Below are 11,371 nucleotides of genomic sequence, written 5' to 3' on the forward strand. Positions count from 1 at the left end.
TGGCAGGGTGTTAGCGTCCAAATTTTTGTGGCAGGTAGTTCACCGTGGTGTCCTGCCATACTACCGGTTTGTCAGGAGGGGCCATGTTGATACGAATGGTGCTTCCATGGGTTTTTACGATGTCAGGCGTGACTTGCAATTTACCATACATGGCCTCCATCATTTCACGCGCTTTTCTATCCACCGCATGCATACCAAGGTGCGGTGAGGCTTGAGAGATCGCCTCTCGAGCTTTCTTCAGGTCGTGCGCCATTGGCGTTGAGCCGTGACTCATGAATACCGGTCCCTCAAACGCTTTTACTGGCCTTTTTATTTCTTGTTGAAACAGACGTGCGAAGGGTCTGTGACGCCCATTGGCCGAATAGCAAATCAACAAACGCACATTATGATATTTGGACGGATCCACACCTTTGCTGCGTAGCAACTTGACCAGCCCGGGAGCATCATAGGGAACATTGTCCACATAGGCGCGTGTACCTGTGCCGAACCCTTGATCCATTGCATTGGGCTTGCGCCCGTGGGCAACAATGTTAAGTCGCTTCTTGCCTTTATAGACATCGGAGAATGTATGCATCTCATGGCCCAGCATTTTTAGATCTTTCATCGGGCCACCCAACTGAATCACGTTATCGCGCCCTAACGCCGTGTCCAGTGCGCGTTCCCGCTGCGCAAGGCCGCCACCGCTCGGACCCGGCAATGCATCATCAATATGAGCATGCGGGGTGTAGTTCTCAAGTGGCTTGCCATACGATTTGTTCTTCACAGGATCGAACGCATGCCATTTCCCAGTTTTGCCGTCCAACTTGGCAGGTGCAGACAAGGTTGCACTGCCTTTTTTATAGGTGCCCTCGACCACATCGTGACGGGAAGCAAACTTGGACAGTTCATAGCGTCCGGTCCGGGCGCGGGTCAGGTTCCTGAATGGCCCATTGGAGGCATAAGCAGAAATGTTGCGTGCGTTTTTGAACAGTTGGCCACCGAATGTTCGAGCGCTCCTGAGCTGAGAGGGCACTGAGGATAGCCCTCGAACTGCTTTCGGCAAACCCAGTGCGAGCAGCATGACGCCATCAAATACAAGTGAGATGGTCGCTTCTTGCCAGTCGCCCTGAATCGCCTTCCGGATCCCGGACGCTAGCGGGATGGTACCCAGTAAAGCGTTGGTATTGGCTTCGTGCTCGCCGTCTTCTTCGTCAAACTTAGTGGCGTGATGGGCGGCGGCGGTCAGGGCTTTCAAGTCGTAGCCCTGATAGGAATAACGGGTAACCAGGTTAGCGAGAAACTGGCTGCGCGGGCTGTTATAGGAAAAAGGAATAGCCGCTTCACTTGGAACTTTGGCTTGTAAATCCTGAGCCCGTATCTGGGCGTCGACCAGCGGCTCGACAATCACGTTTTTGTAGGTGAATCCTGTCACCGAGTTTGTATTTTTTTCTTTCCATTTGCCTTGCAAGCCGGCGATGGTGGAACTTGAGCGTATGTAATTTTTGGCGGGATTGAATTCATAGGTGATTGTGCGCCCTCGATGGGTCGCTTTGATCAGCAGGGGTTCGTCGATGTTGCTTTTTTGCGGCTTGGGGTATGAAAGACTGGTGTAGCTTGCGATTCCGGTGGCTGTGAATTTTTCAATCGGCCTTTGACGAAGTATTTCGAGGCTCCCATATTCCAGTTGCTGTCGATCGGCCAGGGGCAATTGTGCAATCAGATGCTTGGTGAGTTTGGTCAATGAACTCGTTCTGCGCTGTTCGAAATCCGCCAGTTCGGTTTTGTGAAGGTCTTTTATATCGGGAAGGATGCTGAGCGCCTGGATCGCTCCGGTCGGAACCTTCTGCTGGTCGAATGAGTACCACTCTTGATTGTCTTTCAGGTCCTCAAGGTTTTGGGAGAGACTCAGGTCCAGCAGCGAATACGGGCCATAAGTGACGTCCCACGGCGCCGTATTCAATGCATTACTGGTTCTGTCCGCGGCTCGGGTGATGACCTTGGCGGTGAGGTCGACATTTTTAATATGCTTGCCCATCAGTTCCAACGCCTTGTCCTTCAGAAGGGGCAGGGGCGCGCTCAAGTCGGTGCTGACAGTCGTCAGCCCGGCCATCACCCCGGAGAACGTGCTGTGCGCCGCGTTCAATTGCTGGGCCGAATAGTCGCCCGTCGTGGACACCGGCAGGACCCCGAACATCAATGCCCAATCGATCAATGCGTCCTGCTTGACCTCATCGAGCAGCTGTTCATCCTCGTCCGTGATGGGTTCCAGACTGCCGTAGTTTGCCACCTGGTCAAAGGTCATGTTTGCGCAACTGCCGGGGCTCTTTGCCTCGATGAAGGCTGCCGTGACTTTCAGGCTGAACCAGCTGGGCGAGCCGTAGGTCACGTAGTTGGGAATATCTTTGACCAACAGTTCAGGCGGGGCCAACAGATAGGTGGCCGTGGGCGCCAAATCAGGGTTTGCGCGCCCGCTGGACACCAGGTGTTGCTCAAGGCCTTTGCGGATAGTCTGCAACGGCTTGCCGTAAAAGGCTTTGTCGGCCAGATCATAGCCGGCCACTTCGTTTCTCTTGGCGGGTTCCATCCAGGATGGAGAGCCCAGTCCCAACGCCATCGCTGCCAAGACCCAGTCGGAACTGTCTTTATCCTCTGCGGCCCCCATCTTCTTTTGGAGGGCGGCTTCCAACTCCCTGGCTTTGGGTGAAGCGAGAATCTCCCTCAATATTTGGCGAGGATATTGAAGCTGCTGGGAGGTGAAGTGCAGGTTTTTTGTCAGGTAATTAAAGGCCCCCCCGGTTCTATCGCTGGCGTGCGTGCCGCCGAGTCCTGGCAGTTGCAAATTGTTATAGGCGATGTGCGAGTAAACCTGCTTTTGTTCATACAGGCTCAGAGGCACCGCCCAACCCAAGGCACCCTTGAAGTTGCCATCGGGCGGGGCCAGCAGGACGTCATGCTTGAGGTGTTCAATAAGGATTTTTATCTCATCTTTCGTTTCCGGAATCTTACGGCCGCTATCGGCGATGAATTTTTCAATGCTGACATTATCCTCGGGCGTCAACTGCGCGTCCTGGAAGTACCAGGAAGTGGGGTCGATCTGTACGTGGTTACTCTGCAGAAACTCCTTGATCCGGGCTTTTTCGATGCGCTCGGCAGCCTCGGGCGTCTGCGGCTCGGCGATGAAATGCGGCCGGGTGTCAGCGGGCTCGGGCGCGGGGCTGAGTGCCTTGCTCAGCTGCTGGAACAGTCGATTTTTATTGTTGATATCGCCCAGCGTCTTTTGTTGCCGCTCGAGCGTCTCTTCAGATCCCCGCTCAAGCTGTGCGCTTGACAGGGAGGTATCGGGCATCGGAAACGCGCCTTCCTGTTTCAGCTCAGTTGCGCGGTCCACGGCCTGCTGCCGGGTATCAGGAAAAGATTCGCCGTAAAACTTGGCGATCTCGGAAAGCGTGGCAGGACGCTCGGCGTGTGCGCTGGGGGAGGACTGGCCAGGGGCAGGCACTACGACGGAGCTGCGATCGCCTGTCAAGGTGCTCGCGGCTTGCATGATCAGCCGCCAGGAGTCCGGCATCGGTTTGCCCTGTCCAGGGCTGAACACCTGCAGTTGCGCAGGATAATGATGGGACCGGGGTTTGAGCGTCGCTGTGATGTGTTCCTGTGACCCGCCCGATTGAGGGGAGATACGTATGGGCTTGGAGCGATCAATGTTATTGAAGTCCGCCCATTGCTGAAAGTCGGGCCCTGCGAGCAGGTCATCCAGGTGCTGGCGCCATTGTCCGAACTTTGAGTCGAGAGAGACGGGTAACACCGGGGTGTCGTATTTGCCGCCACTCGCGTCAACTGCCGCATTGACCAGCTCGGCCGCATAAGCGGCGGCAAGTTGGCTTTCCGCTTTGTAACCTGGTGAGCGCTTGATCAGCTCAATCCATGAAGGGGTCGGGGTATCGTGCTCGGCAAGCGAAACCGCCGTGGCCGTATTCGCTGCAGCGGGCTCGGTGGAAGAGGGTTGCTCGGTAGGAAGATGTTCTGCAGTGCGTTGAGAGATAACGGGCATCGCTGGACTCCAGAAAGGCGACTTAGCTACCGCACGTTTCGTACGTGCGGCAGTGCTAATCCGTCGTCGATTTCCGAAAGCACGTTCCCGCTTTGACTATTGCAAGATTTTTACCGAGCTACCCAACCCCATCCGTACAGGTTTTGTGCCAGGCGTCAGTGATCAATGGCGCTCAAGATCGCATGGGCCACTTTCACCCGCTCGGCATTCGGGTAGTTCCTGTTCGCCAGGATCACCACGCCGATGTCCCTGCTCGGCACATAGGCCACGTAGGCGCCGAAGCCACTGGTAGAACCGGTCTTGTTGTACAGCACGTTGCCGGGTTGCGCCTGGGCCGGTTTCAGCCAGTTGACCCGGTGCGGCTCCATCGCCATCGGCGTTGAGTTGCCGTCGATCAACGTTTGCACGGTGATGGGGTAGGGGTAGCGTTCCCAGCCCAGGCCCTGGGTCATGTCGCCGACCGTGTAGTAACCAGTGTGGGTGGCGGCGATCGCCTGCTGCAGCGCCTTGCTCAAGGTCTCGGGGTGCATGTTCAGCATCACGTAGCCCGCCAGGTCCTGGGCGCTGGTCTTGATACCGTAGGCTTCGCTGTCCAGTGCGCCGGCGCCCACGCGCACCGGATTTTCCTGTTTGTCGTAGCCTTGGGCATAGCGGCTGAACTGGTCGGCTGGCACGTTGATATGGGTGTTTTTCAGGCCCAGCGCCGGGAGCAGCGTCTGCTCCATGGCGACGTTGAACGGCTGGCCCAGGCTTTTGGCCGCGAGGTAGCCGAACAGGCCAATGCTCGGGTTGGAGTAGAGACGCTGTGTGCCGGGGCTGTAACCGGGTTGCCAGTGGGTGTAGTAACCGAGCATGGTCGCGGCGCTGTCGGCTGCCGGCGGGAATTGCAACGGCAGGCCGCCCGCTGTGTAGGTCGCCAGTTGCAACAGGCTGATGCGGTCGAACGCGCTGCCGGCCAGTTCGGCCCAGTGCTGGCTGGCGCTGTCCGACAGCTTCAGCTTGCCGCTGGCCAGGGCATAGCCGCCGAGCGTGGCGGTGAAGGTCTTGGTCACTGAGCCGATTTCGAACAGCGTGTCTTGAGTGACAGGTTGCTTGTTCTCCTTGGACGCTACGCCGTAGTTAAAGTATTGCGCCTGACCGTTCCTTACCACGGCCACCGACAGTCCGGTAATGTGCTGCTGCTGCATGAGCGGCTTCACATGGCTGTCGACGACATTGCGCAGGTCAGCAACGGCCATGCAAGGGCCGGAGACCAGCAATAGTGAGAAAATCAGGAGGTTTCGTACGCTAAGACAGGATTTTTCGTGCATGTTATTTTCGCTTCCATGTAACGGGTTGACGAATGCCGGGGGCCTGCGCGGGCGTCGCCAATCTAGGCGTTAACGGGAAGCGGTACAAACGATGATATCTTGCACGAGCCATTAGAAAAAATAGGGTCAAGCATGCTGCGCTCCCATCTCCCCCTCAATGCCCTGCGCGCTTTCGAGGCATCCGCCCGGCACCTGAGCTTCACCCGGGCTGCCATCGAGTTATGTGTGACCCAGGCGGCGGTCAGCCACCAGGTTAAAAGCCTGGAGGCGCAACTCAATGTCACCCTGTTCAAACGCTTGCCGCGCGGGCTGATGCTCACGAGCGAAGGCGAAACCCTGTTGCCGGTGCTGCGCGAATCGTTCGACCGCATTGCCCATACGCTGGGCCAGTTCGAGGCCGGGCATTACCGCGAGGTGCTGACGGTCGGCGCCGTCGGTACCTTCGCGGTGGGCTGGCTGTTGGCGCGCTTGCCGGACTTCCAAAGCCGCTACCCGTTTATCGATCTGCGCCTGTCCACGCACAACAACCGCGTCGATGTCGCCGCCGAAGGCCTGGATTACGCGATCCGTTTCGGTTCCGGCGCCTGGCACGGCACCGACGCCTGCCAACTGCTGGAAGCACCGCTCAGCGTGCTCTGCGTGCCGCACCTTGCCGAACAGTTGCACACCCCGGCCGACCTGTTGAAACACACGTTGCTGCGCTCCTACCGCGCCGATGAATGGAGCCTGTGGTTCCAGGCCGCCGGGTTACCCGCAGACACTTTATTGCCGCGCAGCATTGTGTTCGATTCGTCGTTGGCAATGATGGATGCGGCGTTGCAGGGCGTCGGCGTGGCACTTGCGCCGGCGCTGATGTTTTCGCGGCAACTGCAGCGCGATGTGATTCGCCAGCCTTTCGAGGTGCAGATCAGCACCGGCAGTTACTGGCTGACGCGCCTGCAGTCACGGGCCGAAACCTCGGCCATGCTGGCGTTCAAGCAGTGGCTGGGAACGCTTGTAATAGAGCCCTGAGCGATATCACTGAAACAAAATGAAACATTTTCGCGGGCCGATCCTCTACCGTAGCCCCGCACTTGAGTCAGTTCATGAAAATTCCGCGTCCGTCAGCTCGCATGCCTCACCTTACCCAACTGCGTAACTTGAAAATGGCCCGGTCGGCCCATGCCTATGTGCGTGGCAGTACGGTGCAATTTTACGAGTGGCTGCACAGTCAGTCAGGTCGCCGTCTGCCCCATGGGCCGGCGATCTGGATCTGCGGGGACTGCCATGCCGGCAACCTCGGCCCGACCGGCGACAACAATGGGCGCATCGACATGCACATCCGCGATCTCGACCAGACCGTGATCGGCAACCCCGCGCACGACCTGGTCCGCCTGGCGCTTTCGTTGGCGACCGCCGCGCGCGGGTCCGATTTGCCCGGTGTCACCACTGCGCGCATGCTCGAAGAAATGATGGTGGGCTATGCGCAGGCGTTCAAGGATAAGCCCGATGAGGCACCGCCACGCCCTTCTCAAGTCAAGGCCGGGATGCGCAGCGCGGTCGAGCGCACCTGGAAGAACTTGGCCCGGGAACGCATGGACGCGGTGCGCCCTACCATTCCCCTGGGCAAGCACTTCTGGTCGCTGTCGCGTGCGGAAAAAAGCGCGTTGGCGGCGGTCTGCGCCTCCGATGACATCCAGCAGTTGGTGACGTCGTTGAAGGGGCGACCCAAGGACGCCAACGTCGAATTGCTGGACTCGGCCTATTGGGTCAAGGGCTGCAGTTCGCTCGGCTTACTGCGCTATGCCGCATTGCTCGGGGTGGGCGACAAAGACGACCGGGAATATTGCCTGATCGATATCAAGGAAGCTGTGGGCGCCGCCGCTCCACGGGCGGCCCGCGCCAAAATGCCGCGCGACAATGCGCGCCGGGTGGTGGAGGGCGCTCGTCAGTTGTCGCCCGGGTTGGGCGGGCGCATGCTGGCGACACGGTTCCTGGACCACGGTTTTTTCATCCGCGAACTGTTGCCCCAGGACATGAAGCTGGAGCTGGATCAATTGAGTGAAATCGACGCCATGCATGCTGCCGGTTACCTGGCCCGCGTTGTCGGTGTGGCCCACGCCCGCCAGATGGACCGAGCCACGCGCAAGGCCTGGATGGCCGTGTTGCAGGAAAATCGCTCGCGTCAGCTGGATGCGCCGTCGTGGCTCTGGACCAGCGTGGTGCAGTTGGTGGGCAGCCATGAGCAGGGCTACCTCGACCACTGCCGCCGGTATGCCCTGGAGCACTAGACCAGGTATTTACGAAACCACCCCAGGGTGCGCTCCCAGGCCAGGTTCGCCGCCGCCTCGTCATAACGTGGCGTCGAATCATTATGAAAACCGTGGTTGGCGCCCTTGTAGATATACGCCTCGTAGGTCGTGCCTGCGGCCTTCAACGCCTGCTCGTAGGCTGGCCAACCCTCATTGATGCGCGCATCCAGCTCACCGTAATGCAGCATGATCGGCGCCTTGATGCGCGGCACGTCCCTGGCCTCGGGCTGGCGTCCATAGAACGACACGGCCGCGCCCAGCTCCGGGTAGGCCACTGCCGCTGCGTTGGTCACGCCGCCGCCATAACAGAAGCCGGTGATGCCGACTTTGCCGGTGCTGCTGTCGTGGTGCATCAGCCATTCGATGGCGGCGAAGAAGTCGTTCATCAGCTTGGTCGGGTCGACGGTCTGCTGCAGGGCCACGCCTTTTTCATCGTTACCGGGGTAGCCGCCCACCGAGGTCAGGCCATCCGGCGCCAGGGCGATAAAGCCGGCCTTGGCCAGGCGCCGTGCGACGTCTTCGATATAGGGGTTCAGACCACGGTTTTCATGCACCACCACCACCGCAGGTAACTTGCCGACGGCCTTGGCCGGCCGCACCAGGTAGCCGCGTACGGTGCCGTTACCCTTGGGTGACGGGTAGGTGATGTAGTCGGCGACGATGTCGGGATCGGTGAATTTCACCTGCTCGGCCAGCGCATAGTTGGGGCTCAGGGCTGCGAGCAGGGCCGAGGCGGTCAGGCCACCCAGGGTAAACAGCGCGGCGCGGTCGAGAAATTCGCGGCGGTTAAGCCTGCCGTGGGCGTAGCCGTCGTAGAGTTCCAGCAGTTCGGGCGCAAAGTCTTTGGCGGTGAGACGCGTCATCGGTGCAGTCCTCGATTGGCAATAGGGCGGGGGACGACACTTCTGTTTAGCAGGCCTTGGGCCGTCGCGCTAGCGTGCGAACCTTTTGGCTCCGGCCACGCAACCGATCACCGCCAACGTGACCAGCAGCATCCCCAGGCTCACCTGCTCATGCAACAGGCCCGCCGCCAGGGCCAGGCCGAAGAACGGTTGCAGCAGCTGCAACTGGCCGACCGCGGCGATGCCTCCCTGGGCAAGGCCGCGATACCAGAACACAAAGCCGATCAACATGCTGAACAATGCTACGTAACCCAGGCTCAGCCAGGCCGGCAGGCTGATGCCGGTGAACGAGGCGGGTGCCAGCAGCAGGCTCAACGGCGCGACGATGGGCAGCGCCGCCACCAGGGCCCAGCAAATCACCTGCCAGCCGCCGAGGCTGCGTGACAGCGTGGCGCCTTCGGCATAGCCCAGGCCGCAGACCAGCACCGCCAACAGCATCAGCACATCCCCGGCGGGCGCGGCGCTCAGGCCCTGGGCGAAGGCGTAACCCACCACCAGCGCACTGCCCAGCAGCGAAAACAACCAGAACACCCGCCCTGGCCGCTCACCGCCGCGCAGTACAGCGAAAAGGGCCGTTGCCAGTGGCAGCAGGCCGATAAACACAATGGAGTGCGCCGAGGTCACGTATTGCAGCGCGAGCGCGGTCAGCAACGGAAACCCGATCACCACGCCGAGCGCGACGATGGCCAAGGGCGCCCATTGTTGGCGGGTGGGGCGTTTTTCCTTGAACCTCCGCAGCAGGCACATCCCCAGGATGGCCGCGAGTGTCGCGCGGATCATGGTCAAGAACACCGGGTCGAACTCCATCACCGCCAGGCGTGTGGCCGGTAACGAGCCGCTGAAAATCACCACGCCGATAAAACCGTTGATCCAGCCCTGGGTGCGGGTGTCCAGGGTGTCGAACAGGGAGGTGCGTTGCATGGCGATGTCCAAAAAAGGAAAGTTGCGTAAGCGCCATCCTAGGGACGAAGATTGGAGCAATCAAAAAATTGTCATGGATACAGCGACTATGCCGCGTGCTCGCTATAAATCCTTGGTCGATACGTTCGCCGAGGCCATTCGTTCAGGGAAGATGCCACCCGGCACACGCCTGCCCACCCACCGTCAACTCGCCGCCGACCATGGGCTGGCGCTGGCGACGGCGAGCCGGGTGTACAGCGAGTTGGAGGCGATGGGACTGGTCAGTGGTGAGACCGGGCGTGGCACCTTCGTGCGCGAGATAGCGTTGCCGCCGGGGCAGGGCAGCGGGCAGATGCCTGTGGCGACCGGCATGCTCGACCTGAATTTCAACTACCCGTCATTGCCCGGCCAGGCAGACTTGCTGCGCAACGCGCTGCGCCAACTGGCGTTGTCCGGCGACCTTGAAGCGCTGTTGCGTTATCAACCCCATGCCGGCCGCCTGCATGAGCGTGCGGTGGTCGCGCGGCACCTAGTGGATCGCGGACTGGCAGCGCAGGCAGAGCAGGTATTGCTCGTCAGCGGGGCCCAGCACGGCCTGGCAGTGACGATGATGGCGCTGCTCAAACCCGGCGACGTGATTGCCGTCGACGCGTTGACCTATTCGGGTTTGAAAGTGCTGGCCGAAACCCTGCACCTGGAAATCGTCGCAATCCCGGCCGGCGCCACCGGCCCGGACCTGGATCACCTGCAGGCCCTGTGCTGCAAGCGCCCGGTGCGCGCGGTCTACAGCATGCCGACCGTGCATAACCCGATGGGCTGGGTGATGAGCCTCGCGCAGCGCGAGCGCCTGGTGGCGATCGCCCGACAGCATCAACTGATGATCATCGAGGACGCCGCCTACGCGTTTCTCGCCGAACACGCACCGCCGCCGCTGGCGACGCTGGCGCCTGAGCGCACGGTGTACGTGGGTGGGTTTTCCAAGAGCGTCGCCACTGGCTTGCGCGTGGGTTTTGTCGCGGCGCCCCTGGCGTGGGTCAAGCGCCTGGAGCGCAGCCTGATGGCAACCACCTGGAACGTACCGGGGGTGATGAGTGCGATCGCCGTGGCCTGGATCGAAGATGGCACCGTCGCGCGGCTGGAGGCGCAAAAGCGCGAAGATGCCCAGGCCCGGCAACGCCTGGCGGCGCAGGTGCTCACGGGGTTGGCCTACATCAGCCATCCTTCGTCGTATTTCCTGTGGCTTCCGCTGACCGAAGACACCCGCGCCGACCAAGTAGCCATGAGCTTGCAGCGCGAGGGCATCTGCGTATCCACCGCCGAACCGTTTGCCGTCTCCGCCCATGTACCCCATGCGCTGCGCCTGGCCCTGGGGTCGGTGTCGATGACAGCGTTACGCCAGGCATTGATGACCGTGCGCAAGGTGGTGCAATGGTGATCCGTGGCTGATTTGCGGTTATGTTGGTGCCCAGCATCCCACCCGCGAGGCATAACATGGATTTCGACTGGCACAGTGGCGTCATCACCCGCGATACACCCGTAACCCCGAGCTACAGGAATACCCAAAACGTGCGCCGTTTCATGCTTGAACACTGCGGCCCGGCATTCAAGTTCAACCGTCCATTCATGGCCTGGATACGCAACGGCGCGCCCAAGACACTGGGCGATGTGGTGGACGAGTGGCAGCGTCGCACTGCTTGAGGCTACAGCCAAAGTGTTGACGCCACTGTAGGAGCGAGCTTGCTCGCGAAAAACGTCAATGATACCGCGTGCTTCCTGAATCAACGCGGCGCCTGTGAGTTTTTCGCGAGCAAGCTCGCTCCTACACAAAGCAGCCGCGCCCACCGGTAACCACGATGCGCAGCGAGTCGCTTTTGATCTTGATCTCAGGCGCCCCGTTAAACCACGCTGGCCGAACGCAGGCTTGAATCCGTGGGTAAC

The 11,371-nt window shown here is 60.3% G+C and carries 8 protein-coding genes; 4 read left to right on the forward strand and 4 right to left on the reverse strand.

Annotated elements, in window-relative coordinates:
* Positions 1-10: 10 nt before the first annotated feature.
* Positions 11-4,030 carry a hypothetical protein gene (locus BFP93_RS25640; RefSeq protein WP_065895409.1) on the reverse strand — a complete coding sequence of 1,340 codons (4,020 nt, stop codon included), beginning with the start codon at positions 4,028-4,030 and terminating at the stop codon, positions 11-13.
* 155 nt (positions 4,031-4,185) lie between these two features.
* Complete coding sequence (gene ampC / locus BFP93_RS25645) at positions 4,186-5,340, reverse strand: class C beta-lactamase (RefSeq protein WP_065895410.1); 1,155 nt, start codon at positions 5,338-5,340, stop codon at positions 4,186-4,188.
* Between the two features lie 132 nt (positions 5,341-5,472).
* Between ampC and BFP93_RS25650 the strand changes: the two genes are divergently transcribed.
* Both BFP93_RS25650 and BFP93_RS25655 read left to right on the forward strand, forming a co-directional pair.
* Positions 5,473-6,351: a LysR family transcriptional regulator gene (locus BFP93_RS25650; protein ID WP_065895411.1), complete on the forward strand. Its 879-nt coding sequence runs from the start codon at positions 5,473-5,475 to the stop codon at positions 6,349-6,351.
* Positions 6,352-6,425: 74 nt separating this feature from the next.
* Positions 6,426-7,610 carry a DUF2252 family protein gene (locus tag BFP93_RS25655; protein WP_065895412.1) on the forward strand — a complete coding sequence of 395 codons (1,185 nt, stop codon included), beginning with the start codon at positions 6,426-6,428 and terminating at the stop codon, positions 7,608-7,610.
* Here the strand turns inward: BFP93_RS25655 and yghX are convergent.
* Positions 7,607-8,494 carry a YghX family hydrolase gene (yghX, locus tag BFP93_RS25660; RefSeq protein ID WP_065895413.1) on the reverse strand — a complete coding sequence of 296 codons (888 nt, stop codon included), beginning with the start codon at positions 8,492-8,494 and terminating at the stop codon, positions 7,607-7,609. The two genes, BFP93_RS25655 and yghX, sit on opposite strands and share 4 nt — an antisense overlap.
* A gap of 69 nt (positions 8,495-8,563) precedes the next feature.
* Positions 8,564-9,454 carry a DMT family transporter gene (locus BFP93_RS25665; protein WP_065895414.1) on the reverse strand — a complete coding sequence of 297 codons (891 nt, stop codon included), beginning with the start codon at positions 9,452-9,454 and terminating at the stop codon, positions 8,564-8,566.
* Between the two features lie 88 nt (positions 9,455-9,542).
* Between BFP93_RS25665 and BFP93_RS25670 the strand changes: the two genes are divergently transcribed.
* Positions 9,543-10,868, forward strand: a complete 1,326-nt coding sequence (locus BFP93_RS25670; RefSeq protein WP_065895415.1) for an aminotransferase-like domain-containing protein — start codon at positions 9,543-9,545, stop codon at positions 10,866-10,868.
* Between the two features lie 56 nt (positions 10,869-10,924).
* Positions 10,925-11,131 carry a DUF6434 domain-containing protein gene (locus tag BFP93_RS25675; RefSeq protein WP_065895416.1) on the forward strand — a complete coding sequence of 69 codons (207 nt, stop codon included), beginning with the start codon at positions 10,925-10,927 and terminating at the stop codon, positions 11,129-11,131.
* Positions 11,132-11,371: the final 240 nt, after the last annotated feature.

The sequence above is a fragment of the Pseudomonas sp. 44 R 15 genome, from assembly GCF_900004965.1.
GTDB lineage: Bacteria > Pseudomonadota > Gammaproteobacteria > Pseudomonadales > Pseudomonadaceae > Aquipseudomonas > Aquipseudomonas orientalis_A.

Coding starts and splice junctions, on each gene's coding strand:
- BFP93_RS25650 (WP_065895411.1), top strand. CDS start 5,473: ATGCTGCGCTCCCATCTCCCCCTCAATGCCCTGCGCGCTTTCGAGGCA.
- ampC (WP_065895410.1), bottom strand. CDS start 5,340: ATGCACGAAAAATCCTGTCTTAGCGTACGAAACCTCCTGATTTTCTCA.
- BFP93_RS25655 (WP_065895412.1), top strand. CDS start 6,426: ATGAAAATTCCGCGTCCGTCAGCTCGCATGCCTCACCTTACCCAACTG.
- BFP93_RS25665 (WP_065895414.1), bottom strand. CDS start 9,454: ATGCAACGCACCTCCCTGTTCGACACCCTGGACACCCGCACCCAGGGC.
- BFP93_RS25640 (WP_065895409.1), bottom strand. CDS start 4,030: ATGCCCGTTATCTCTCAACGCACTGCAGAACATCTTCCTACCGAGCAA.
- yghX (WP_065895413.1), bottom strand. CDS start 8,494: ATGACGCGTCTCACCGCCAAAGACTTTGCGCCCGAACTGCTGGAACTC.
- BFP93_RS25675 (WP_065895416.1), top strand. CDS start 10,925: ATGGATTTCGACTGGCACAGTGGCGTCATCACCCGCGATACACCCGTA.
- BFP93_RS25670 (WP_065895415.1), top strand. CDS start 9,543: ATGCCGCGTGCTCGCTATAAATCCTTGGTCGATACGTTCGCCGAGGCC.